This is a genomic window from Nitrobacter sp. Nb-311A, from assembly GCF_000152905.1.
GTDB lineage: Bacteria > Pseudomonadota > Alphaproteobacteria > Rhizobiales > Xanthobacteraceae > Nitrobacter.
Genome location: NZ_CH672421.1, coordinates 1 through 24542, shown reverse-complemented (window position 1 = coordinate 24542; position 24542 = coordinate 1). Strand labels below are relative to the sequence as shown.

Below are 24542 nucleotides of genomic sequence, written 5' to 3'. Positions count from 1 at the left end.
GAAGATCCGCTCCCGATCGTTCGCCGCAAACCTGACACGGCACGCTCCGTCCAGCCGATGCGGCAGCTTCACCGCCCGGCCGCGTCTACTTTTTATCTCTCGTCCGTCCCGCCCCGAGTCCTGACATATTGACGAACATATCCTGGAAGCGCTCCGCCATCTTTGGATCGAACCAGGTTTGCATGATCGCCTCCGGCGAGAACTTATCGATGTTCTCCGCCATCTTCTGCTGGATTTTCTCCATCACGGCATTCTGCATCGGCTGGACATCCGGAAGCCCCAAAAACTCGCGAGCCTCGAGGGGTGTACACTCGATCTCTATATTCATCTTCATGGCGCACTCCTGTGGCGTTTTCGAGCGGAACGTGTCCTCCTGCCTGATCCGAGGATGGATGACCTGTTCGCGTGAAGAAAACGCGTCGAAACAAGAATCTCAAGCTTCGCTTCCGACTCAATCAGTAACGAACGAAACAAAGCTTGATTCAACAGCAGTATCGCTGCGGGACCACCTGTGGCGCAAGACATCGCGACGGCACGTCACATCGGTACCAGGACCGCGAACCGTGGTTCAACGAAAGCGCTCCGCGGCGAACGGCCTCGGATCGACAAACGGCGTGGCGCCCGTCATCATTTCCGCCAGCAGCCGGCCCGTTACCGGACCAAGGGTCAGACCGTGGTGCTGGTGTCCGAAATTGAACCACAACCCGGCATGACGGGCCGCCCTTCCGATCACCGGGAGCATATCGGGCATGCAAGGACGCCTCCCCATCCAGGGCGTCGCCTCGATCGCTTCACCGAGGGGAAACAACCCGCGCGCCAGAGGCAGCGCTCGTTCAATCTGCACCGGGGTCGGAGGCGCGTCGCGGCGCGCGAACTCCGCACCGGTCGTCAGGCGCACGCCCTGATTCATCGGCGCCAACAGATAGCCGCGATCCGAATCGAGTACGGGATGATTGAGCACCGCATTGCCGCGTGGCGCGAGATGCAAGTGATAGCCGCGCTTGATGCCGAGCGGCATATCGTAGCCGAGCGGACGGAAGACATCGTCGGACCATGGCCCCAGGGCAATCACGGCCTCGCGTCCCAACAGAGCTCCCTTGGGACCCTGGATGCGCCATGCTCCCTGACTTTTCGTCAGCGTCTGCGCGTCGGCAGCAACAAAACGACCGCCTCGGCGCAGGAACAACGCCGCATAGGCTTTCGTCAAGGCTCCCGGATCTGGAATAAAGCCCGGCGCTGGCCAGTGAATGGCGCCGGCGAACGTTCCGGACAGATTCGGCTCGCGCATGGCGATCGTCCTGGCGTCGAGAACATCTCCTTCGACCCCATACCGGCGAACGCGTTCGAGATCAGCGATGCCCTTGTCCAGCGTCGCTGTCGACCGAAACAGCTTGATCCAGCCCGTCCGGCGCAAAAGCTGAGGCACGCCCGCTTCCGCAATCAGAGCTTCATGCTCGACGAGGCTGCGCTGAATCATCGGCAGAGCCGCCATCGCGCTGCGGAACGCGCGTTCAGGCGATGATGCAAGAATATAGCGGAGCAACCACGGCAGAAACACAGGCAAGTCACGAAAGCGATAATGCGCCTCCGGAAAAAGGTTTAGCGCATAGCGCAGAATCTGCCGGAGATCATAAGGAAACACGTACGGAAAAACCGACGCGCATTCGATCAGGCCGGCATTTCCGTAGCTCGTCTCCTCACCCGCCCTTTCGTGCCGGTCGACAAGGATAACATCGCGCCCGCGCTTTTGGAGATGCAGCGCTGCGGAAACGCCGACAATTCCTGCTCCCAGGACCAGAACATCGGATTTCGCTAGCGCCACGCGGCTCTCCGAACGCAAACTCGCACGGCCTCGCCGAACGTTATCCCTCAAACTTAAGTATTGCGGTTCGGGTGCGCAAACCGTCCGGTTCGACGCAGCAAATCATGCCCGTGGATACATCTTCGATCCTATGTCGGCCGCAAGGCTTTCGACTCCATGTCGAATTCAGCGATCTGCCTGCGACGTTCAGACTTGGTGCCGTTAAGGTGATCGGTTGCGATCGCAACATAGACAGCCGGAAGCACGAACAGGGTGAACAGCGTTCCGATCATCATGCCGGCCACGACCACGAGGCCAATCGAGAACCGGCTCGCCGCGCCCGCTCCCGATGCCGTCAGCAGCGGCAGCAGGCCTGTGACCATCGCCGCCGTTGTCATCAGGATCGGACGCAGTCTGATCCGCGCAGCCATCTCGATCGCGGAGCGTTTGTCGAGTCGGTCCTTGAGTTGCAGTTCGTTGGCGAATTCGACCATCAGGATGCCGTGTTTGCTGATGAGGCCGATCAGCGTCAGCAAACCCACCTGGGTATAGATGTTGATCGTCGCGACGCCGAAGAACAGAGGAATCAGCGCGCCCAAGATCGCCATCGGCACGCTGATCATGATGACGAGCGGGTCACGCAGGCTTTCGAACTGCGCCGCCAGCACCAGGAAGATGATGATGAGCGCGAAGCCGAAAGCGATCGCAAGCTGATTGCCCTCCGTTACGTATTGTCGGGCGTCGGCGAGGTAATCATGACTGAATCCCTTCGGCAGATTTTTCGCCTGCTGCTCGAGAAACTCCACCGCCTTGCCTACCGTCACGCCCGGCATCGGCACGGCCTGGAATGTCGCAGCATTGAGCTGATTGTAGTGCGTCAGCGCATTGGGATCGGTGTCGGTCTTGATCGAGACCAGCGTGGACAGCGGGATCTGCTGGCCCGCGCTCCCAGGCACATAGTACCCCTCGAGGGATTCCGGCGACAGGCGCTCGCCGCGCGGCACCTGCGGGATCACCTGATAAGAGCGTCCCTGGAGGTTGAAACGGTTCACGTAGTTGCCGCCCAGCAACGTCGCCAGCGTCACGCCGAGCTGTTGCATGGTGACGCCGAGATCGTTCGCTTTGGTCCGATCGATAGCGACGCGAACCACCGGCTGGTTGTAGTCAAGGTCGCTATCGCTCACGATGAACAGGCCGCTCTTCTTCGCCGCATCCTTGAGCTTGTTCATCTCCTCATAGACCGCCTGGAAACCGGATGTGCTGTAGATCACCATCTGGACCGGAAGACCGCCCGGACCGCCCGGGAGCGGCGGCCGATTGAAGGCGAAGGCATTGACACCCTCAGCCTTGCTGATTTGAGCTTGCACCAGCGGCTTGAGAGTCATCGCGGAGCGCGTGCGCTCGTCCCACGGCTTCAGCAACATGCCGGCGATGCCGTTATTGATTCCGTCAGTGCCGTTGATCATAAAGCGCAGGTCGGTCTCGGGGAAACTTGCAAATGCTTTGTCGAGCTTCCCACCGTAAAAATCCATGTAGTCGAGATTGGCGTATTTCGGTCCCTTGACGACCGCGAACACGATGCCCTGATCCTCTTCCGGCGCCAGCTCCGTTGACGTGTTCATATAGAGAAAGCCGACCAGCCCGAGTATGGTCACCGCGAATAGCGCCGTCACCGGCCGGTAGTCGAGCGAGCGATCCAGCTTGCGGCCGTACCGATCAGTAACCGAACTAAAGACCTTATCGACCGCAGTGGCGAACCGGCCCTGCCCGCCATGCTTAAGCAGCACCGAGCACATCATCGGCGACAGCGTCAGCGCGATGACGCCGGAAACGATCACCGCACCTGCGAGGGTGAAGGCGAATTCGCGGAACAGCGCGCCGGTAAGACCGCCGAGAAAGCCGATCGGCGCGTACACCGCGGCCAGCGTGATTGTCATCGAGATGACCGGACCGACGATTTCGCGCGCACCCTGCAATGACGCCTGAACCGCCGTCTTGCCCTCCTCGAGATGGCGGTGGATATTTTCCACCACCACGATGGCGTCATCGACCACAAGGCCGATGGCGAGCACCATCGCCAGCAGCGTCAGCAGGTTGAAGCTAAATCCCGCTGCCATCATCAGCGCGCAGACGCCAATCAGCGACAGCGGGATCGTTACCACCGGGATGATGACCGAACGCAGCGAGGCGAGAAACAAAAAGATCACAACGATGACAATGATGACCGCTTCGATCAGAGTGTTCTGCACTTCATGGATCGAGGACGTGATGAACTTGGTCGAGTCGTAGGCCACCTTCATCTTCATCGAGGGAGGAAGGTTTCGCTCGATGTCGGGAAACAGCGCCCGCACGCCGGAGACGATATTCAGCGGGTTGCCCTGAGGCGTTGCCTGCACGCCGATGAAGATCGCACGCTGCCCGCTGAAAGCGACGCTGGCGTTCGTGCTTTGCGCCGCAAGCTCCACCGTGGCGATGTCCTCCATGCGCACGAAGCCGCCGTCCTTGGCCTTCACCGTCATGCGCTTGAACTGCTCGACGCTTTGCAGGTCGGTATTGGTCGAAACGTTGGAGATCGTATAGTAGCCTTTGGTCTGACCGGCCGCCGCCTGGAAGTTGTTAGCGGCGATCGCGAGGGCGACTTCCGTGGTGGTCACATTGCGTCCGGCCATCTTTATCGGATCGAGCCACACCCGCATCGCGAAAGTCTGGCCGCCGAGGATGTCAGCCGAAGCCACGCCGTCCACGGTCGAGAGAATCGGCTGCACCACGCGCGTCAGGTAATCGGAAATGGCGGAACCCGAGAGTTCGTCACTCGAGAACCCTATATACATCACCGCCGTGGTCTCACCGGTGGACTTCAAAATCACCGGGTCGTTGGCTTCCTTTGGGATCAGGTATCTCACCGAATTGACCTTCGACAAAACCTCGGTGAGCGCCGCATTCGGATCGAAGTTGAGTTTGACGTAAACCTTGATCTGGCTCTGGCTCTGGGTCGAGGCCGAGGTGATGTAGTCGACGCCCTCGGCCGACGCGACCGCCTGCTCGATCGGCGTGGTGATAAAGCCTTGCATCAGATCCGGTGACGCGCCGGGATATACCGTGGTGACGGTGATCACGGTGTTGGACAGCTTCGGATACTGCCGGACCGGCAAATTGTAGGCCGCCGCCATGCCGATCAGCAGGATCAGCAGGCTGACGACGACCGACAATACCGGCCGCTTGATGAAGATGTCCGTGAATGCCATGCGGGCGCTCCGTTGACGCGTGGCCGCCGTGATGATCGAAGCATAGCGGCGAGACGTTCGATCGATGCGGGGCCGCCCCCTTTGGCGGACCCGGTTCTTGAAATCAGTTCAGCGGCGGCTTTTCCGGAATCTCCGGCAGCGGATCTTTCGAAATCTCGACCGCGGCGCCCGATTGCAGCTTAAGCTGGCCGACCGCAGCGACCTTGTCTCCAAGCTGGAGCCCTTTCTCAATGACGGCACGGCCATTGATCCGGTCGCCGGTACGCACGAAGGTACGCTCGACCGTCAAGCTGGTCTTGCCGTCGTCTTCCTTCTTCTCTTTGATGAGATAGACGGAGTCTCCGTACAGCGTGTAATCGACTGCTGTTTCGGGAACCGTGATAACCGGCGGCTTGTCCGGCAGCACCACGATGACCTCGGCGAACATGCCGGGTTTAAGGATGTCGCCGGGGTTGGCGATAGTGGCCTGGATGCGGATGTTGCGGGTTTCGGTGGCTATCTGTGGCTCGATGGTGGTGATCTTACCGTCGAACGTCTTGCCCGGATAAGCATCGACCGACACCCGCACCGTCTGGCCGACGGAAAGCCGTGCACTGTCTTTTTCAGTAACGGTGAAGTTCGCAAACAGGGTCGACAGATCGGTCAGCGACACAACCTGCGTACCGGCGGTGAGGAATTGTCCCACCTCCACTTGACGCACGCCGAGGACGCCATCAAACGGCGCGCGTACCAGCTTCTGCGAAATGATCGCCTCGGTCTTGGCAATGCCGGCACTGGCCTGATCGAAAGCGGCCTGCGCCTGATCCACCGTCACTTGCGGACCTACCTGACGCGCGGCGAGTTGCTTCGCCCGTTCCAGCGCAAGTCTCGCGACCGTCGCCTGGGCCTTGAAGCTGGCGAGATCGCCTTGTTCCGGCTTATCGAACAGTTGCACCAGCGGCGCGCCCTTGACCACGCGGCTGCCGGCGGTGAACAGAATCTCGGTGATGCGCCCGTTGACATCGGATGTAACGTTGACCTGATGCACTGCGGCCAGGCTGCCGACCGCCCGCTGCAAGTTCGGCAGCACCTCGGACTTCGCCTCGGCAGCGCTGATCGTCACCGGCGGCGGCTTGTTGTTGGCAAAGAACTGCGCGATCATGTGCGCGCGGAACGCGTTGAACCCTACCAGCCCGCCGACGAGCAACGCGAGCAGCAGGCCAACAATGATAAACCATCGCCTCGTGCGCACCGGGCGCGGGCGAGGCTTCTCGTCCAGTTCACGCGGTGGTGCGACAGTCTCGTCGCCGGTATTGCCTTCCCTTCTTACCGTCATGTCATGCACTTTCTGCGGCCGACGTCTGGGCGGCGTTGAATATGGGTTCCCGATCCAGATGCAAGGCAATTGCCGCTGCATTCAGGCCGATTCCTCGGAGAATGAATTCACAAACCTGCCGTTCCAGGTCAGGCCCGCCGCCGTATGACAGGGCTGGAACGGAAGGAAACCTGGTCAGGACCAACATCAAAACTGTATGATGCGCAAACCAGAACAGATTGAGCGGCTCCCGCCCGACCGGCTCGGCATCCCCGGCAGCGACCGCCCGCCCAAGCGACGTGGTGAAGGCCTGGCCGATCAGATCGCGGATTTTTTCGTACAACAGCCGGGCAAATTCACCATCGTCGAGCTGACTTGAAATCATGAGACGCAGGCGCTGCGCCTCCTGCTGATCCGGCGAAGCGGAGGCATTCAGGAAATGCTTGACCATGCCGCGGACAAGAATGACGAGCGTCTCTGTTGAAGGCTCGCGATCGAGCAGGCGATGCAGCGCCGGATCTGCCTGGCAAGCCTCTGCCAGAATGTCGGCATAGAGCGCGGCCTTGGTGGGAAAATGTTTGAACAGCAACGCCTCTGAGATCGAGGCGGCGGCTGCAATACTCTTGGTCGTCGTACCGGCGAAGCCGTTGCGTGCGAAACAACGTTTCGCAGCGCTCAGGATCAACTCCCGCCGCACATCGCTGGTCATCCGCAGATTACTCATAGGGACGTGAGTAAGCACTCACTTGAGCTTAGTCAAGAAGAATGTTGCACCGCATCATTTCAATTTAGAGCGAAAATGATCCCAGGCGGTCGCCCGATACCGGAGGACGACAAATGCGGCGGGTCGCGGCTACGGAAAAAGTCCCCGTGTTGCCTTCGCCGCCCGCACCTTCTCCACGCCCAGCGCCATCGCCGCGGTGCGATGCGGGATATTGTCTCTTTTCGCACGATCGACCATCAGCCCGAAGGCGCGATCAAGGATCTGGTATTCGCGGCGCGTCACCTCGTCTTCTTCCCAGAACAGTTGCTGCAAATCCTGAACCCATTCGAAGTAGCTGACCACCACCCCACCGGAATTGCAGAGGATGTCGGGGATCAGAAAAATTTCCTGCTGACGCGTCTCCAGGATCAGATCGGCTTCAGGCGTCGTTGGCCCGTTGGCGCCCTCGGCCAGAATGCGGCATTTCAGGTTCTCAGCGACGTGCGCATTAATCACACGCTCCACCGCGGCGGGAACGAGTACGTCACAGGGCAGCGTGAGGATCGCCTCGGGATCGTACTGAAGCTGGTTGGAATATCCCGCAATACTTCCATGCATCCCGGCGTGGCGCAGGAGCGCGGGAACATCCAAACCTTTCCTGTCATAAAGCGCACCGGTGTGATCGCTCACCGCGATGATTTTGACGCCGGAATTGTAAAGCTCCAGCGCCGCATGGGACCCGACGTTGCCGAAGCCCTGAACGACGGCGGTCGCATTCCCGAACACGATGTCGAGTTCGTTCATGACGCGGCGAGCGAGATGGGCGACGCCGCGGCCGGTAGCCTCGCGACGCCCCAGCGTGCCGCCCGAGCTTACGGGCTTGCCGGTGACGATCTCGGTGACGGTGCGCCCCTGATACATGGAATAGGTATCCATGAACCAGGCCATCACCTGTTCGTTCGTGCCCATGTCCGGCGCCATTACATCCGTGTGCGGCCCGACGAACGGAATCATCTCCTGCATGTAACGGCGCGACAGCCCTTCCAGTTCGCGCATCGAGATCGATTGGGGATCGACCCTGACGCCGCCTTTGGCTCCGCCATAGGGCAATCCGACCAGCGCGCATTTCCAGCTCATCCAGATGGCGAGAGCGGCCACTTCGCCGAGGTCCACACACGGCGCAAAGCGCGTTCCGCCCTTTGTCGGACCCAGCGTGAGGTGATGCTGCACGCGGTATCCCTCGAAGACCACGATCGATCCGTCGTCGCGATGAACCGGGCAGGAAATCGTAATGGCTCGCTTGGGCATTAGAATACGCTCTCGCTCGTCCATCGGGATCGACAGATGATTGGCAATGACCCCGAACTGCTGAACCGCCATGTCGAAGACCGGGCCGGCGTAAACCGTCATCGTTCTCTCCCTTTCGTGATCCTGACTGGCGGCCATCCGCCGCCCAGATCGAGCCTGGACCGGCCGACAGGGGATGGCCCCAATGCCGGCAGAATTTCAGACAAGCGCCTGCTTGAGATCGTAAGCGGGATCGGCAGCCTGCTCCGGCGGTATCGAACCGTTCACGGCCAGAAAGCGGCGGCCGAAGACGTGATCCGACGCGCGGTTGACCGATTCGATTCCGATCAGGCGACCACCCTTGTAACAGAACGCGGAGAATGATCCCTGCCCGGCGTCACCACGCACAACGACTTGATCGTAGCCGGTTGTCAGGCCCGCGATTTGCAGCTTGTCAGGTCCCTGATCGCTCCAGAACCACGGAAAACCGTCATAGCTCTTGATGACACCGGTCAGCCGCGCCGCTACGCAGCGGGCCTGATCGGTCGCATTCTGCACCGATTCGAGCCGAAGCGGCGCACCGAAACGTACGCTCTCAAACAGCGCACAATCGCCGATCGCTGAAATATTCGGGTCGGCGGTGAGCAGATTCTCATCCACGATGATGCCGGAGGCCACCGGAAGATCCGCATCTGCCGCCAATTCGACGTTGGGCAAAACGCCGACGCCGACGACCACGAGATCGGCTGCGATCGGCCTGCCGTCGCTCAGGGTGACGCCTGTCACGCGACCGTCGTTGCTGGTGATGCTCGTCACCTGCGCCCCGAAATGAAGGCGGATCCCCGCTTCGGTGTGGCGACGCTGAAAAAACTCCGAGATCTCCGGCGTAACCGCGCGCGCCATCACGCGCGGCGCAAGCTCCACGACATCGACCTCAAGGCCCTTGGCGCGCGCGGTCGCCGCGAATTCGAGACCAATAAAGCCCGCCCCCACGACCACCGCTCGCCGCCTGGTGGCAAAGAGCCGCCGCAGCTTCTCGCTCTCGTCAAGCGATCGCAGGTAGAGGACATCCTCCAGACCGGCGTTGGGAATGTCGAGCAAACGGTTTCGCGCGCCCATCGCCAGTACGAGATGTTTATAAGGCCGGGAAGCACCGGATGCGCAGACGAGTTGAAGCGCACTGCGGTCGATGGCGACGGCGCGATCGGCAATCAGTTCGATGCGCTGATCGTGATAGAATTTCTCCGGCCTGAACATCACCGAATCCGGGCTTCCACCGCCTTTCAGATAGGCTTTCGAGAGCGGCGGCCGCTGGTAAGGCAGATGCGGCTCGTCATTGATCAGACCGACGGGCCCCTCGTACCCGGCCTGACGAAGCGAAACGGCAAGCTGAAAGCCGGCATGGCCGGCGCCGACGATTAGAATCGGTGCTTCTACCATTTGTCAAACCGACCAACTCTGTATGGTCTGAGCGTCTGTCATATCGCCTCCAAGCATTGTCTGTTCTCTGCCGCGGGCTTCGCACCGCGCCGTTGTCTTGCACGAACCCGCCGACGATTGCCACTCCCCGCGAATCCGCGGCTCGCAATCGCTCGGGTCATACGACACATTGCGTTCTGGACGCGGGACACCCTGAACTCACCGAAATTGGTTCTCTCATCCCCGAAGTAACAATAAATGACTGCCGCAGCCCTGTCGCCGCCAGCTTTCGACATCAGCTAAAAGGGATGCCGTCAAATAGGATTGCGAGTCTTGACGCCTGGATGGTCGGCAGATTCACCAGCCGAAGCCAGCGTTCGTTTCGCCGCGATCAGATGCGGAACGTCATACATCTTGCCGTCGATGCCCACAGTGCCGACGTCAGGCTGACTGGCGAAAGCCGCGACGACACGGCGGGCGTGCGCCAAATCGGCGTCGGATGGCGTGAAGCAGGCGTTGATGGTGGCGACCTGGTCCGGATGGATCGCAAGTCGTCCGACGAACCCGTCGCGGCGGGCGACGCGGCAACTCTCGGCGAGTCCGGCCTGATCCTTGTAATCACCGTACAGCGTATCCAGCGCAAGAACGCCGGCCGCGCCGGCCGCGAACAGGCATTGAGCCCGCGCGAGCCGGTATGGGAACGTCCAGTCGCCGTTGGGTTCTTTATTGGCCAGTGCGCCGAGCGCGACACTGAGGTCTTCCGCGCCCCATGTCATCGCCACCAGCCTTGAGTCCGGCCTTGGGACCGGCGCGGCATAACGGGCAAAGCCAAGCATCGCAGCCGGCGTTTCGGTGACGATCGTCAGCAGCTTAACATGCCCGGCCGGAATACCCGCAGCTACCTCCAGGACGTCGACATAGTGCGATATCCGCTCGACGTCCTGAATGCCGTTGACCTTCGGAATCAGGATACCGTCCAGTCCCGGTCTGACGACAGCGGCGAGATCAGCCAGCGTCAGGCCCGTTCCGAGCGAATTGATCCGCACCAGAAATGTCCAGTCCCGCGCCGCCGCGCCGAGAAGGCTCTTGACCGCGTCACGCGCAACTGCCTTGCGGCCGGATGCAACCGAGTCTTCCAGATCCAGGACTAGCGCATCCGCACCGCAAGTCTCGGCCCGCGCGAACTTGCGTTCGCTGTCAGCCGGGACGAAAAGAAGCGAGCGCCACTTCATGCCGGCCTCCGTATCATCAGCGCATTGCGGCGGCAGAACACCACCTCTTCGTCTCGTTGATTGTATCCACGATGCTCGAAAGTAACGATACCCTGCGTTGGACGCGACTTGCTGACGCGAACCGAGGCCACTTTCGACTCCGCGCGCAATGTATCGCCCGCGAATACCGGACGAGGAAATCTGGTTTCCTCCATGCCGAGGTTTGCGACCGTGGTTCCGAGAGTCGTGTCCTGCACCGAAAGGCCAATAATAAGTCCCAGCGTAAAGATGGAATTGATCAGCGGCTTACCGAATTCAGTCGATTTGGCATATTCGTGATCGATGTGCACCGCCGCCGGATTGCAGGTGAGCGAGGAGAACAGAATGTTGTCCATGTCGGTGACGGTTCGCCGAATTTCGTGAACAAACGTCTGCCCGACGGAAAACTGCTCAAAGTACAGTCCGGCCATCTCGGCTTCTCCTTTCCCACCATCGGATAGAACGCGCGCAACCAAACGGGATCAACATTGCTGCTGGTATGGAGTTTGCCATCCGCCACCACCGGCTGCAATGAGGCGGGTCTTGATAGCTTCGGCACGGCGGTGACCAAAGTAAGCGGCCCGCTGACCAGGAATTGCCGTGCAGTTCAAATGAATAGATGCGGGAGAACCTGATAGGCCGCGTCCAACTCATCTTATTGCTAATGAGATTGCGGGCCAAATGGTCTCGATATTCTATTGGTGATATCCTATAGCGTTTTCGTGCGAAGCATGTCCCTGAGCTTGGCGCGAGGGCAGATACTGGTTCGTGTGAAGAAAATGCGTCAGATCAGAATCATAGAGCCGCGCTTCTGATTTCGTCAGAAGCCGAACGGCTCCATATCGGGGGCGGCTTTAGTTCTCATAACCCGGAGCTCATCGCCCATGGAAACCAAATTGACCCGGAAATTCATTGCCGAAGTCGCCTCGCTAGCTGTCTTTGGAGTCGGGCTCGCCGGCGTCTACATCCTTGCCAGGGTGCTTAAAGATCAATCTGCGGATTTAACGATCGCGTTAATCGCCACCGTCATATTTGTGGTCTCTTACGTTCTTGGTCAGTGGGTGAAACGCTCGATCAACCCGCCGCCCACAGGGAAATAGGCATCAGTCACCAGAATCTTCCTTTTTGGTCGATGCGCGCCACGCTGTGGGACACCTGAGCGTAGATCGTCAATCGCCTATCGGTGTCCGTCAGCCATGTCAGCGACGGCTGAAGGAAATAATTATCGTCACACCGATAAATACGACGTGCCACGCTGCGATGTTCCGAACATGAGCGCGTCAAACACGGAACAGCGAGTCTTCTTTAATTTAGCTGTCCGCTTGGAACCTTTCGAACACTGGGCATGGTTCGACAGGCCGTTCCCGTCAGCTTTTCGTGCTGACCGGACCTTTTGCTCATCACCTTAAGAGATTCACGGCCCGACTGTGCCGAATAAAGGAACGAAGGGACGCACTGGAGATTGACCGGGTCCCTGTGCCTAAAGAAGGAGCGCGCCCATGAGTAACGATCCCGAAAAGCGGCCCAGTCAGGGTAGAGACGTGTACCAGGACCCGCAAGGCGATCATCCGCCGCCTGCCCCCGATAACGCGCGTCCCTCGGGTCACCTGACCGCCAGCGATAAAGAGTCTGGAAAAGCCGTCTATGGCGCCGACAAGAAGAAGGTAGGGTCGATCGATCACGTCATGATCGACAAGAGAACCGGTGAAATCGCCTACGCTGTACTCAACTTCGGCGGGTTTCTGGGATTCGGCACTGACCAGTTCCCGGTGCCGTGGAAGGTGCTGCGATATGATTCCAATGTCGACGGCTACCATTCCGACATCAGTGAGAACCGGCTGAAAGGTGCTCCAAAGCACGGCACCGAGACCATCTTCGACTGGGATGCCCGATACGCCGAACTGGACGATTACTACAACGATGAAGTCATCCGTCCCGGCTGAGAATCGCGAACCGGGACCCTGGCTCTCACAGTGGAGAACAACAAATGCCAACGGAAGAAAACGGACGGATTGTTGAAACCGCAACCGAGGCGCGAGGCGCTGAGCGCGGCCCTACGATACGAAACGTACTCCTCGCAAGCACGGGACTGGTCGTGGCGGCCTTCATCGTCGTCTATATGACGTACTTTGCATCTTGATCCGCAGCAGCAGTAGCCACAATGCAGGAGCGCAACATGGGATTGGCCAGTTACGAAGTCTTCGAAAAGGGTCGGTCGTGGATTGTGCTTCACGACGGGAAAGCAGACCACGAATATGCCACGAAGGAGGCCGCGTTCGAAGCGGCAGTAGGGGCCGCGTCGGTGGCTATTCGGGAGGGCGACGAAGTTCACATCAGCGTAACGGGCGAAGCCGGGCATTAAAACACTGCCCGGCTCCGCCGTTAGAAACTTTGGCGCCCCCGGCGCCATGCTGACGCGGCGAAAATATCTCCCGGCCGCGACGTTAACGCGGGAACAACTTTCCCTCTATCTGCATTGATTCAACCGGAACGGGTGGACCCACACTCCATGATCCCCGACCCCGATCAGGCCCGCTGTTGATCTGCCCCGGCGGGCCTTTTTGGCGAGCAGCCGGAAGGCTATCGATTTTTCCCGGCCGGGTGATCACGATCCAGGAACGCATCCTGAGCATCAGGCGTTGGCCCTTCATCGGATAGCTCCCAAGCTTGGTAGCTTCCAGCCGGCCGCAAAGAACAGCCCGGCGCCAATGGTGTAACGCTAGAAAATCAGGATGGTCAGCATGGGTGACAGCAGCGATGATCGAATGCCCCAGGAACCGACGAGCAATCTGTTCCTTTTCGCGGGTAGTTTTGGACTTTTGGCGTCACTCGTCGGGTCCGGACTCATTGTAGCCGCGGCTAGCTTTTGACTTTTGCGACAGGGTGCGACCCACGGTGCGGACCGACGGGTTTATTCGAGGAACGCATCCGGAGGACGCGCGATCTTTTTTGGAAGATGGCTGCGTCGTTGGAGTTGGTGTTCTTTTTGCTAAGAACAATGAGCTGCGCGCTTGTTATGTTACCCCCGCAGCCAGCCGGAAGGGGGTGGCCTCGGCGCTTATTCGAGAACTTGAGCAAGAAGCGCGTAAACAGAATCTAACGGTTTTGGACGTAGACTCTTCCGTGACGGCTGAACCCTTCTACGCCGCGCACGGATATGAGGTTCGCGAGCATTGCGAGCACATCCTCAGCAACAGACAACCAATGGCCTGCGTAAGAATGCGTAAAAATCTCAAATAGTTTCCTCCCTGGAAAGAACGTCGTGCCAAACGTGGCTCTCAGGGCCAGAGATGCCTGGAACCTCAGCTCAGTTGCGCGACGGCGTTAATCCAAGACACAGGGCCTCGCGCCCACCAGAACGACAGTCAGTCGCATTGTATACACTTGTATATTTCAGATAGGATTGTGCGCCGGCTAACTTCTCCGGCACGGGCTGCCGGTCTTTCTCTTGATGCCCCCGTCAGACCGGCAGTCCTCCTGATTTATGCTCTTGCCGGAGTACCCACCGTCGATGCGGCGATGAAGATCAGTTAAAATTTTCAGCCTCGGCGCTCATATGGAAAAGGACGTTGATCTGATCATCCCCATCGAGGAAGGGGAAGCGAACGTCCTGATCAAACTGATCGAGACGTTATTCGACGATTGGTATGTCAGCGTGAGGAACGCAAGCGGCGCTTTGCTGAACCTTTGGCAATAGCTGCCCAAAAAGACGCTGAGAAGAAACGGCTCACCGAACAACTGAACCGCGCCGACCAGCCGGCAGCGCTGATGCCAAGAGACGCAAGGCCCTGCCCCGGCGTCGAACCTTTGAATTGTGCTAAAATCGGGTAGCGCATTGTCAGCACTTATACCTTTAAAAAAACTCCTTGGCGACGGCGTTCGAAGAGGCCTGTTGCTCCTGTCCAAAAACATCGATTGTTTGACTTTTCTCATATGCAACTGCGGCTTGGTTATTGGCGCGAATGAGAATTTGCGGCAACACTGTGAGCCGGAGTTCACCTGTTGTGCGATGTCGAGCCAATGGACCACGTCTTGATCATTGGCGTTGAGTTCTAACCCGCCATACGTCCCGTTGAGATCGTTCAAAGCTACGTCATAGGCTTGCGCATAGTTTTTATTTGCAAGGAGCGACCTAATCTGGCTCATGGCCGGCTCATGGCCCCCGTCGACAAACGTAGCGTTCATCGGACAGTATGGATCGTGGAACCGTGTGTTGCGCAGCGGCTACGAGATGATCTTCATTCCATTCAGCGACGGGGCAAACCCGTTCGGACCTTCGCGGTCTTGACCGGATTCCTGCGTCCTGACGGAGAGTGCGATAGCACGTCCGGTAGAGATTGCTGTTGCCCGCGATGGGGCGCTCCCGGTGGCAGATCATATCAGCAATAAGGTTTGGCTGGTAGCACCCAGCCAGTCCGGTCAGACAGCGCCCGCCCCTGCGGACGGGCGCGTATTTTATTCCAGGCGTAGAGGCTGGCACAGAATAGGAGGAAGCACACCTTACTTATTCAACCAACTCGTGACCTCAGGGATATTGCTCTGCGCTGGCAACGACTGCCTTGACTAGAGTCATATCAATTCCAACGGGGTGAAGCTGGCAGCAGATAACTCTGCTGAGAAGATGTGGACGTTTGCCCGGCTCATGCGACAGCGCCTTAAGCCTTACGTACCATCAAGGCGTCACGACATCGCCTACCATTCCAGTTTCTCCATCTTACGCACGACAACATGGGTGTCGCGTGTGAAGATGCCGGTCGGTCCCCAATAGTTCCAGCCGTATGTAAACTGGGCATAGCCACCGGCCAGGAACAACGGGTTGATACGAATACGCGTCAGACTGTTGTGTCCACCGCCTCGCCACTTCCGCTCCTGCGACTTCGGAATGTACACCGTGCGTTCAACCGCGTGGTAATACATGCAGGTGCCGGGCTGAATTCGACGACTAACGTTAGCTCTCGTCACAACCACACCGTTGTCGTTGTAGACCTCGACCCAATCGTTATCCTCGATGCCGACCTTTTCCGCATCCCGGTCATTGATCCACACCGGATCCATGCCGCGAGACAGCATCAGCAGCCGGTGGTTGTCTTTGTAGGTGGAGTGAATGTTCCACTTGCCGTGCGGCGTGATGTAGTTCAGCACCAGCGAGCGATCATCAACCCGGCTCTTCGCGATGTCACCGGTCTTGCGCGGATTGAGCCGCGGCTTGTAGGTCGGGATGTGCTCCCCGAAGTCCAGATACCACTGATGGTCGAGATATAGAGATTGCCGACCGGTCAGCGTGCGCCAAGGCACAAGGCGTTCGATATTCATGCACCAGGCGGCGTATGCACGACCATCATTGACTAGGCCAGTCCAGCAGGGGCTGGTCAGAATCCGCCGCGGCTGCCGCGTCAGATCGAAGAACGTCGAAGAGACACTCCGCGTAGGCTCCGCCAAGTCTGCAAGCGGCAGTCCGACATGCTGCTCCTCGTTGACGAAGCCCTGGTAGCTGACTTCACCATTCGATACCGGCGCGCACATCAGCACGGTGTTGCACGCATCCAGCACGTCCTCGAGACTCGGGTAGCGCTTGCCGCCCCACTCCACACACCGCATATGCCTCGCATCCGGCATCGGCATGATGGGATTATCGAGCATCTGATCGTACTGCTTCTTGATCGGAATATTCACGCCGACCGCTGAAATACCTTCCTCACGCGCCCTTGGTCCGAACGAAATAAACTTGTTGTACAGATTCGCATAGTCACGTTCGACGACTCGGACGTGCGGGAAGGACTTGCCCGGCACCAGTTTGCACTCACCCTCGGCCCAGTCGAGAATCTCGGGCTGCGCCAGTTCGTCGGGAGTGTCGTGCATGAGCGGCTGAAGGACCACGTCCCGAACAGGCTTCGAAAACGCAAGCGGCGCCAATTCGCTGACCTTCTTGGAAATCAGCTTGAAGATTTCCCAGTCGGTCTTGGATTCCCACACCGGAGGAACCGCCTGCCCCAGCACGTGCAGGAACGAGTGCAGGTCCGTCGTGTTGAGGTCGTTCTTCTCGTACCAGAACGCAGTCGGCAATATGATGTCGGAGTATAACCCCGTCGTGTTCATGCGGAAGTTGATGTCGACCACCAGGTCGTACTTCCCGCGCGGAGCTGTCTCGCGGTACTTAACCGTCGTCGTTTTTCCTTTCGCACGCTCCTCAGCGACCACGTTGTCATGCGCACCTAGGTAGTGGCGCAGGAAGAACTCGTGACCCTTGGCGCTCGACTGGATCGCGTTACCCCGCCAGATGAACCACACACGCGGCCAGTTCTCCTCGGCATCAGGATCATCGATCGCGAGATTCAGCTTCTTGCTCGCGACCTGATCCGCGACGTAAGTGGCAATATCTTCGGTCGTCTTCGCGCCGGCGCGTTCGGCGTCGGCCACAACCTCAATCGGGTTGCGATGGAAGTTCGGGGTAAACGGCATCCAGCCGGAGCGCACCGACTTCGCTTCGAGATCGATCGCGTGACCCTTGGCCCAGCGCGGATTCGGAGCCGTCAGACCATATTCGGTGAACTCCTGCTCGTAGCGCCACTGACAGCTATGGGCATAGTGCCAGGTCGACGACTGCACCACGCGCGGCGGCTTGGTCCAGTCCAGAGCCATCGCAATCGTGTTCCACGGAGCCACCGGCGCAAGCTTTTCCTGCCCGACGTAGTGGTTGATGCCGCCGCCGTTGACGCCGCAGCAGCCGCACAGGATCAAGGCGACCGTCGCCGACCGGTAGCACAGGTTGTTGTAGTACCAGTGGTTGGCGCTGGCGCCCACGATCACCATCGACTTGCCGTTGGTGAGCTCCGCGTTGGTCGCGAACTCACGCGCGAACCTGATCGCGGTCTCGCGGCCGATGCCGGTGTGACGCTCCTGCCAGGCCGGCGTGTAGGGCGCGTTCTCGTCGTCATAGCTGGTCGCAAACGAGCCTTCCAGGCCGCGGCTGTGACCGAACTGGGACATCATGATGTCGAAGCCGGTCGTGACCAGCACCTCGCCCTTGTCGGTCGCGATGCGCTTCACCGGAACGCCGCGCGAAACGACGCTGCCGTTGACGAAGTCGTCAAACCCGACCTGCACCACGCCGTCGGACTGATCGATGAAGCTCAGCACCGGATCGATCGGGCTGTTGTCCAGCGTATCTTCCGCGGACAGATTCCACTTGCCGTGCGTGGAGCCCCAGCGATCGCCGACCTGACCCTTGAACGCGCGCGGCTCGCCGGTTTTGGAATCGAGCACCAGCATCTTCCAGTCGCCGTTCTCGACGTCCTGATAGCGCGCCACACGCTTGGCTCGCAGCAGCCGGCCCGTCTTGTAGGTGTTGCCGTTGGGCTCCAGCTCGACAAGGAACGGAAGGTCGGTATAGCGCTTCACATAGTCGATGAAGTACGGAACCTGGCGGTCGATATAGTACTCCTTGAGAATGACGTGGTTGGCTGCCATCCACAGAGCCGTGTCCTGACCCGCCTGGATCGGAATCCACTCGTCGCAGTACTTCGCGACCTGGCTGAAGTCAGGCGAGAGAACCACGAACTTGGTGCCCTCGGTGCGCGCTTCCGAGATGAAGTGCACGTCGGGGGTCCGCGTCATGTTCAGGTTCGACGCCATCGAAACAATGAACTTGGAGTTGTACCAGTCGGCGCTTTCGCACACGTCGGTCTGGTCGCCCCAGATTTCCGGGAACGAGGTCGGCAGGTCGGCGTACCAGTCGTAAAAGCTCATCAACCCGCCGCCGAACAGCGACAGAAAGCGTGTACCGGCCGCGAATGACAGCATCGACATCGCGGGAATGGGAGAGAAGCCCATCACCCGGTCCGGCCCGTGCTTGCGCGCAGTATATAAACAAGACGCCGCGATCAGCTCGACCAGCTCTTCCCACTTGGCGCGGCGGAAGCCACCCTTACCGCGCGCCTTCTGGATGCGATTTCGCTTCTCCTCATTTTCGACCAGCGATGCCCAGGCCTGCACCGGATCCGGATGTGAAGCCTTGGCCTCATGCCAAAGGTCGTAGAGCGGCCCGCGAATGTACGGATACTTCACCCTGATCGGGCTGTAGACGTACCACGAAGCGGAGATGCCGCGCTGACAGCCACGCGGCTCATAGGGCGGCAGACTGCGCTCAAGAAGCGGATAGTCCGTCTGCTGCATCTCCCAGGTGATGATGCCGTCCTTGACGTAGATCGCCCAGGAACAGCCGCCGGTGCAGTTCACGCCGTGCGTGCTGCGGAAGACGTTATCGTGGGACCAGCGGTTGCGGTAGAACTCTTCCCACTTGCGCTCCCGGGGATTAACGAGGTCAAGTATCCAGCTCATCAGCGTCTCCTCAGTGCTTTCGGCCGGCCGCGGGGCCTGTCGTTGCTCACATCCATATTCTTCAATCTGCTTCTTCAAACCGCTCTGCGGAGTCAGCCGCCAGTCCGGTCAATGAATTCGATCGCAGGTTTTCGTGCAGTCGCCAGATCGATACCGCTCATCACGCTTTCCTTTTCCAAAGGACCACCGTTCGCCGGGAGGTGCTATTTCACCCGTCGTTGCCGCGCGCAGGATTCATCGCGTCGAGAGTCCGCCCGCTCACTTGCAGGCAAACGAAATCCACCAACCTGATTAGTTCGGGGTAAGTGCTCTAACCGCGAGAGATACCGCAGCAAGAAGCATTGCCTTTCGGCAGCTTGGAGGACTCAATCCTAGTTGATGCTCCAACATAGACTTGCGCGTCTTGCATTTGCAACGATGCAATCCATGCGCGATGCGACGATCTCCTCTGTTGTAATCGCGATGGTCGATGAACCGCGCAACGCTGAATAAGCGCGACCGATGATGCGATGTTGATTGCGTAAAGCAGAAGACATTTGTCGTCTTTGTAACTAGTGTCCATCGATGCCCGAGGCCGCGCGGATTCAAGCAGTAGCCCGCTGCGTGATTATCGGCGGATTGCAGGGCGGCGACCTCACGCGCGCGCAGCGTGCTGACATCGGCAAGGCTGCCGCCTCCAACGTGCCTGGCCCAACGAGAAGCATATGTGTGTCGGCACCCGACCGTGCTCGCGCAGCGTTGCACTTTCCTGTTGCTGGAGGATGACGCGGCTCAGCCGGGCGCTAACGTCATCGGCCAGAACCCCTGCATTCTTTATAGAAGTGAAAGGCCCGACGGATTGCTGCATTCGCACTTGGGGCGATAAGGCGGCTTGCGACTACGTTAACGAGCTTGCGCTATCGGCTGATGCGAAACGCGATCGGCTTCGGGAGATCAAGGCAAAAATCGTTGAACTTGAACGCGAAGAAGAAGCCTTGATCGAAAAGACTACGGACGAGGGCTTCGACATAATGCGGCGTCACGATGCATCGCCAGCGATTATCCTCGGCATCGTCGTCAATAAGAAAGCGCGAGTGGCCGAAGGCATGCTGACGACCTGGGCGCTTTTTTAACTCTACGTACTTGCCATCTTTAGACATGCCTTCGGCCAAACAAATGGAGAAGCTCGCGGAGCAGGTCACGCAATGGTGTGCCGCAAACGATCGAGCTTCCGAGCGATCCACCATCATCTGATTGGTGGCGGTCGGTTCTGAACGATCCGCGAGCCGGTGGACGACCTCGATTGCCGATCCAACAGCTTCGCCTCAACGAAATTCCTCGTTCCCTGCTGCGTGTCGCCTGCTTGCGCTGTCCACGGACTGTCGAAATCCAGACCGCTGACGCGATCAGGCTCTATGGCCCTCATGCCATTTGGAAAGATGTAGGGCAGCGACTACTCGACGATGGATGTCGAAACAGAACCGGGCGTCATGAAGAAGATAGCTGCTGGCTTGATTTCGATCCTTGCTCGAAGGGCTGAGACATCCAAACGACTATCCGGCTACCCAATCCTCAGTCGGAGTCGTCGATTTCTCGTCTTAAATCGTCAAGGCGTTTGCCTTTGTACGTCCAAGCCTATGGGCCAGACACAGCGGGCCAATCGTCCCCGAGCGCGTTATGTGCTCGAAGTGCTGCATCCGATAAGGACGTGACGTCGCCTAGATAGTCCACCTTGTTGCCGTCATCGATGGTCGTGCAAATAATCTTAGGATCTTTAGCAAGTTGAAGTTCGCTTCCCGGCGTAACTCCTATCATTGAGAGGCGGAAACGGCTTCGGCGCTTGGCGGCTTCCACCTCGGCTTTGACCTCAGTGTTCTCAAATATCTCGTCGCCAAGCCTCACCTCGCGAATTTCAGCCAGCAAGAGAGCGGACTTTACGCGTTCAGGAGCTATGCGAAAGAACTCTCGGCCCTTGCTTATGCGGTGATCGCCAAATGCATCATGGAGCCTGTTTTCAACAGACGCGCAATTGCTGACTTCGCAAGCGTAGAAAAGTTCAAAAGGGAGCGGAACGCCAGTCGAATACAATTGCCTGATACGTGAGGCCAACTCGCCGTTGGTGCAGCCGATTTTAATCAACCCAGGCATGGCTTCGTTTGTCAGGATGTATACGATGTCAGCCATATCGAACCTTCGCCCCGATTCTATAAATCTATAGTGACCGAAGCCACGTGAGACCGAGTGTCGTCGATTCTTCTTATTTTTGCGTTGTCGCTCGGTCTCCCTCCTGAACGATAGCCGCCGTCGCTTGGTACACGTGGCCCCTATCGGGGACAAAAGGTGATTATCGGGGATTTTGGACCGCGCCTTTACCGCACCTTTGGGCATCGGGCGTTTTGGTGAAAATCAACTAAACCATTGATTTTATTGGTGGCGGACGCAGTCGGATGCGAACGGGTCTCGGCGCGAGAATTCCCTGCTAATAGGGAAAATAACAGGGAATTTTGCGAAATCTCGGCGGGAGAATGGCCGAAAAGCTAACGAATCACCCGAAAACTCAATGATATGCAGGTGAATTCCCTGCTTCGCCGAGCAGGGAATTTTCAGGACGCAACAGGGAATTTAGGCAGCAGATCAGGGAGAGCTTGAACCGCTGGAGTAAGCGTCCATTTCTCGCACCCTTGTTCGATCGTTAGCGACCCCGATCTGTTCCTGTCTTCAATTTGAAGATGGAGAGAACAGCATGACGAGCGAACATCGAGGGTGGAGGCGTCAAGGCGAGGATTTTTGGCGGGCACATCACGAGGCCTGGAAGCGTAGCGACTTGAATCAACGTCAATATTGTGAAGCGCAAGGCATTCCGCTCAAGGCGTTTGGCAACTGGCGATCGTTGTTTAAAGTGGAGCCACAGCCGCCCAAGCGGAAGCTGTTGTATCGACGACGCCCCTTAAGTCCTCCCCTTAGTCCGCCGTTAAGTCCCCTCGTAAGTCCGGGGTCTTATCCCTCCTCGGCGGCAGCGGAGCCCATTGTTCCAAGACCACGTGAAGGGCATCGGCGACGGTTCAGCGAAGCCGACAAGCGTTGGATTCTTGAAGAGATGATACGGTCCGGTGCGAGCGGCAGCGAGATCTCGCGCCGCTACGGCATCGCTCCGCGCGTTCTGCGCCGATGGAAGCAGGACGTTGCCGCAGCGAAAGAGCTGGGCTTCGTCACTGTGCAGATCGCCGACGGAGCGACACCTGCGGCCGAGAGGGCCATGCCATGACGGCCTTGCTTCCTCCAAACGTAAAGGTGCACCTGGCTCTGGGCTACATCGATATGCGCAAAGGCATCGACGGTCTCGCGATGCTGGTGCAAGGCGTCCTGCACCAGGATCCATTTACCGGACATCTGTTTGTCTTCCGAGGTCGCACCAGGGCCAACCTTATCAAGATCATCTACTGGGATGGCACCGGCTTCTGCCTGTTCACAAAACGGCTCGAGCATGGTGTCTTTCTGTGGCCGCCGAGCATTGCGCCTGGCGAAACGCTGTCGTTGACCTCAGCACAGCTGTCGCTGCTGATCGAAGGTGTCGATTGGCGCGCGCCTGAGCAACGCTGGCGTCCGGCAATTGCCGGATGATCTGCGACCGATTGACTCGATGATGCAAGAAATGCGGCGAGAACGGTGCGAGTCAGTTAGATTCTTCTCGTATGAACGTCGATCTCGCCGCACTGCCCGACGACGTGGAGACGCTGCAAAAGCTGGTGCGTTCGCTTGTAGCCGAGCGCATCAGCCTCAGCAAGGCGAAGGCCGAGATCGAACGGCTCAATCTCATCATCAAGAGGCTGCAGCGCAACCAGTACGGCCGCCGGGCTGAGCGGCTCGATGACGAGCAGTTGCAACTCGGCTTCGAAGACCTCAACGCCGATCTTGCGCACGTCGAAACTAGCCTTCCGCCTCCGCCAGCCGAGAGCCGTCCCCCGAGGCCCCAAAGCGAGCGCCCGAGCCTGCCGGTGCACTTGCCCCGCGAGGATGTCAGGCTCGATGTTGAGCATCAAACCTGCCCGTGTTGCGGCGGCATACTGCACCTGATCGGCGAAACGACGAGCGAGATGCTCGACCATGTACCGGCGCGGCTGCGGGTCATCCGAATCTGCCGGCCGCGCTATGGCTGTCGGGCCTGCGGGACTATCCATCAAGCGCCAGCACCAGAGCGGCCGATCGCCAAAGGGCTGGCCTCCCCGGCTCTGCTCTCCCATGTTCTGGTCTCCAAATACTGCGATCACCTCCCGCTTTACAGGCAGAGCCAGATCTTCGCCCGGCAGGGCGTCACGTTGGACCGCTCGACCTTGGCGAACTGGATCGGCGGCGCCTGCTGGTGGCTGGAGCCCCTTCAATCCAAGCTCGCTGAACACATCTTTGCATCGCAGAAACTGTTCGCCGACGACACGCCTATCCCGGTACTCGATCCCGGCCGCGGCCGCACCAAAACTGGCCGGTTGTGGGTGTACGCCCGCGATGACCGGCCTTGGAACGGACCGGATCCGCCAGCCGCGGTCTATCTCTACAGTCCGGATCGCAAGGCTGAGCGTCCCGCTGCTCATCTGGCCAACTTCAGCGGCATCGTTCAGGTCGACGGTTATCCCGGGTTCGATCGGCTTCGCGACGGCGGCACCATCCAGCTCGCAGCTTGTTGGGCTCACGCCAGGCGGAAGTTCTACGAGGTGCAGCAGGCGACCGCCTCGCCTGTCGCGACCGAAGCGCTGCGACGCGTCGCCGAGCTTTACGTGATCGAGGCCGCCATCCGCGGCCAGACCGCGGAAGCACGGCAAAGCATGCGTCGATCAAAGTCGTTGCCTCTGGTCACGGCGATGAAAGCATGGCTCGAAATGCAACTCGCCCAAATCCCGCCGCGCGGCGGGCTCGCCGATGCCACTCGCTATGCCCTAAGCCGCTGGGATGCTCTTTGCTGCTTCCTCAATGACGGCCGCATCGAGCTCGACACCAACACCGTCGAACGCGCCATTCGTCCGGTCACGCTCGGACGAAAGAACCACCTGTTCGCCGGATCAGATGGCGGGGCTCAGCGCTGGGCCACAGTCTGCTCCCTCATCACCACGGCAAAGCTAAATGACGTCGAGCCCTTCACCTATCTCAAGGACATCCTTGAACGCATGTCGGCAGGTCATCCCATGAGCCGGCTCGATCAGCTCTTGCCATGGAACTGGCGCCCGGCAACTATCCT

Annotated in this window: 20 protein-coding genes; 7 read left to right on the top strand and 13 right to left on the bottom strand. The window is 59.1% G+C overall.

Annotation, left to right across the window (positions count from 1 at the left end; all coding sequences use genetic code 11):
• Positions 1–85: 85 nt before the first annotated feature.
• From NB311A_RS17170 to NB311A_RS17130, 9 genes are all read right to left on the bottom strand, one after another.
• Positions 86–334, bottom strand: coding sequence for a DUF6489 family protein (locus NB311A_RS17170; protein WP_009800051.1), 249 nt, complete (start codon positions 332–334; stop codon positions 86–88).
• Between the two features lie 234 nt (positions 335–568).
• Positions 569–1822, bottom strand: a complete 1254-nt coding sequence (locus tag NB311A_RS17165) for an FAD-binding oxidoreductase (RefSeq protein WP_009800050.1) — start codon at positions 1820–1822, stop codon at positions 569–571.
• A gap of 128 nt (positions 1823–1950) precedes the next feature.
• Complete coding sequence (locus NB311A_RS17160; protein WP_009800049.1) at positions 1951–5046, bottom strand: efflux RND transporter permease subunit; 3096 nt, start codon at positions 5044–5046, stop codon at positions 1951–1953.
• 103 nt (positions 5047–5149) lie between these two features.
• A complete protein-coding gene (locus tag NB311A_RS17155) occupies positions 5150–6361 on the bottom strand; it encodes an efflux RND transporter periplasmic adaptor subunit (RefSeq protein WP_040675873.1) in 1212 nt (403 codons plus the stop codon).
• Position 6362: 1 nt separating this feature from the next.
• Positions 6363–7064 carry a TetR/AcrR family transcriptional regulator gene (locus NB311A_RS17150; protein ID WP_009800047.1) on the bottom strand — a complete coding sequence of 234 codons (702 nt, stop codon included), beginning with the start codon at positions 7062–7064 and terminating at the stop codon, positions 6363–6365.
• A 129-nt stretch (positions 7065–7193) separates the two neighbouring features.
• Positions 7194–8453 carry a Glu/Leu/Phe/Val dehydrogenase gene (locus NB311A_RS17145; RefSeq protein ID WP_040675870.1) on the bottom strand — a complete coding sequence of 420 codons (1260 nt, stop codon included), beginning with the start codon at positions 8451–8453 and terminating at the stop codon, positions 7194–7196.
• A 96-nt stretch (positions 8454–8549) separates the two neighbouring features.
• Positions 8550–9770, bottom strand: coding sequence for an NAD(P)/FAD-dependent oxidoreductase (locus tag NB311A_RS17140; RefSeq protein ID WP_009800045.1), 1221 nt, complete (start codon positions 9768–9770; stop codon positions 8550–8552).
• A 293-nt stretch (positions 9771–10063) separates the two neighbouring features.
• Complete coding sequence (locus NB311A_RS17135; RefSeq protein WP_009800044.1) at positions 10064–10981, bottom strand: CoA ester lyase; 918 nt, start codon at positions 10979–10981, stop codon at positions 10064–10066.
• Positions 10978–11430: a MaoC family dehydratase gene (locus tag NB311A_RS17130; protein ID WP_009800043.1), complete on the bottom strand. Its 453-nt coding sequence runs from the start codon at positions 11428–11430 to the stop codon at positions 10978–10980. Before NB311A_RS17130 ends, NB311A_RS17135 begins: the two co-directional genes overlap by 4 nt.
• 453 nt (positions 11431–11883) lie before the next feature.
• Here NB311A_RS17130 and NB311A_RS17125 point away from each other — a divergent pair, with 453 nt between their 5' ends.
• From NB311A_RS17125 to NB311A_RS23255, 4 genes are all read left to right on the top strand, one after another.
• Complete coding sequence (locus NB311A_RS17125; protein ID WP_009800042.1) at positions 11884–12099, top strand: hypothetical protein; 216 nt, start codon at positions 11884–11886, stop codon at positions 12097–12099.
• A gap of 399 nt (positions 12100–12498) precedes the next feature.
• On the top strand, positions 12499–12942 hold the full coding sequence (locus NB311A_RS17120; protein ID WP_040675800.1) for a PRC-barrel domain-containing protein: 444 nt from the start codon (positions 12499–12501) through the stop codon (positions 12940–12942).
• Between the two features lie 233 nt (positions 12943–13175).
• Complete coding sequence (locus tag NB311A_RS17115) at positions 13176–13361, top strand: hypothetical protein (RefSeq protein ID WP_040675865.1); 186 nt, start codon at positions 13176–13178, stop codon at positions 13359–13361.
• A gap of 521 nt (positions 13362–13882) precedes the next feature.
• Positions 13883–14239: a GNAT family N-acetyltransferase gene (locus tag NB311A_RS23255; RefSeq protein WP_083780508.1), complete on the top strand. Its 357-nt coding sequence runs from the start codon at positions 13883–13885 to the stop codon at positions 14237–14239.
• A gap of 312 nt (positions 14240–14551) precedes the next feature.
• Here NB311A_RS23255 and NB311A_RS21620 read toward each other — a convergent pair whose 3' ends face one another.
• The 4 genes from NB311A_RS21620 to NB311A_RS17100 form a co-directional block, all read right to left on the bottom strand.
• Positions 14552–15145: a hypothetical protein gene (locus NB311A_RS21620; RefSeq protein ID WP_131522934.1), complete on the bottom strand. Its 594-nt coding sequence runs from the start codon at positions 15143–15145 to the stop codon at positions 14552–14554.
• Positions 15146–15691: 546 nt separating this feature from the next.
• Positions 15692–19336, bottom strand: a complete 3645-nt coding sequence (locus NB311A_RS17110) for a nitrate reductase subunit alpha (RefSeq protein ID WP_040675862.1) — start codon at positions 19334–19336, stop codon at positions 15692–15694.
• 896 nt (positions 19337–20232) lie between these two features.
• Entirely contained in the window at positions 20233–20565 is a 333-nt protein-coding gene (locus NB311A_RS21615) for a hypothetical protein (protein WP_165475273.1), read from the bottom strand.
• Between the two features lie 385 nt (positions 20566–20950).
• Positions 20951–21499: a GIY-YIG nuclease family protein gene (locus tag NB311A_RS17100; protein ID WP_009800035.1), complete on the bottom strand. Its 549-nt coding sequence runs from the start codon at positions 21497–21499 to the stop codon at positions 20951–20953.
• Between the two features lie 559 nt (positions 21500–22058).
• Between NB311A_RS17100 and NB311A_RS22945 the strand changes: the two genes are divergently transcribed.
• The 3 genes from NB311A_RS22945 to NB311A_RS17090 form a co-directional block, all read left to right on the top strand.
• Positions 22059–22580 (top strand): transposase, encoded by a 522-nt coding sequence (locus NB311A_RS22945; RefSeq protein ID WP_083780429.1) that lies wholly within the window; start codon positions 22059–22061, stop codon positions 22578–22580.
• Positions 22577–22936 (top strand): IS66 family insertion sequence element accessory protein TnpB, encoded by a 360-nt coding sequence (gene tnpB / locus NB311A_RS17095; RefSeq protein WP_009798194.1) that lies wholly within the window; start codon positions 22577–22579, stop codon positions 22934–22936. The genes NB311A_RS22945 and tnpB overlap by 4 nt, the downstream gene beginning before the upstream one ends.
• Before the next feature lie 71 nt (positions 22937–23007).
• The coding region (locus tag NB311A_RS17090) for an IS66 family transposase (RefSeq protein ID WP_009798212.1) at positions 23008–24542 on the top strand (1535 nt) is incomplete at its 3' end.

Coding starts and splice junctions, on each gene's coding strand:
- NB311A_RS17170 (WP_009800051.1), bottom strand. CDS start 334: ATGAAGATGAATATAGAGATCGAGTGTACACCCCTCGAGGCTCGCGAG.
- NB311A_RS17160 (WP_009800049.1), bottom strand. CDS start 5,046: ATGGCATTCACGGACATCTTCATCAAGCGGCCGGTATTGTCGGTCGTC.
- NB311A_RS17155 (WP_040675873.1), bottom strand. CDS start 6,361: ATGACGGTAAGAAGGGAAGGCAATACCGGCGACGAGACTGTCGCACCA.
- NB311A_RS17150 (WP_009800047.1), bottom strand. CDS start 7,064: ATGAGTAATCTGCGGATGACCAGCGATGTGCGGCGGGAGTTGATCCTG.
- NB311A_RS17145 (WP_040675870.1), bottom strand. CDS start 8,453: ATGACGGTTTACGCCGGCCCGGTCTTCGACATGGCGGTTCAGCAGTTC.
- NB311A_RS17140 (WP_009800045.1), bottom strand. CDS start 9,770: ATGGTAGAAGCACCGATTCTAATCGTCGGCGCCGGCCATGCCGGCTTT.
- NB311A_RS17135 (WP_009800044.1), bottom strand. CDS start 10,981: ATGAAGTGGCGCTCGCTTCTTTTCGTCCCGGCTGACAGCGAACGCAAG.
- NB311A_RS17130 (WP_009800043.1), bottom strand. CDS start 11,430: ATGGCCGGACTGTACTTTGAGCAGTTTTCCGTCGGGCAGACGTTTGTT.
- NB311A_RS17125 (WP_009800042.1), top strand. CDS start 11,884: ATGGAAACCAAATTGACCCGGAAATTCATTGCCGAAGTCGCCTCGCTA.
- NB311A_RS17120 (WP_040675800.1), top strand. CDS start 12,499: ATGAGTAACGATCCCGAAAAGCGGCCCAGTCAGGGTAGAGACGTGTAC.
- NB311A_RS17115 (WP_040675865.1), top strand. CDS start 13,176: ATGGGATTGGCCAGTTACGAAGTCTTCGAAAAGGGTCGGTCGTGGATT.
- NB311A_RS21620 (WP_131522934.1), bottom strand. CDS start 15,145: ATGAGCCAGATTAGGTCGCTCCTTGCAAATAAAAACTATGCGCAAGCC.
- NB311A_RS17110 (WP_040675862.1), bottom strand. CDS start 19,336: ATGAGCTGGATACTTGACCTCGTTAATCCCCGGGAGCGCAAGTGGGAA.
- NB311A_RS21615 (WP_165475273.1), bottom strand. CDS start 20,565: ATGATGGTGGATCGCTCGGAAGCTCGATCGTTTGCGGCACACCATTGC.
- NB311A_RS17100 (WP_009800035.1), bottom strand. CDS start 21,499: ATGGCTGACATCGTATACATCCTGACAAACGAAGCCATGCCTGGGTTG.
- NB311A_RS22945 (WP_083780429.1), top strand. CDS start 22,059: ATGACGAGCGAACATCGAGGGTGGAGGCGTCAAGGCGAGGATTTTTGG.
- tnpB (WP_009798194.1), top strand. CDS start 22,577: ATGACGGCCTTGCTTCCTCCAAACGTAAAGGTGCACCTGGCTCTGGGC.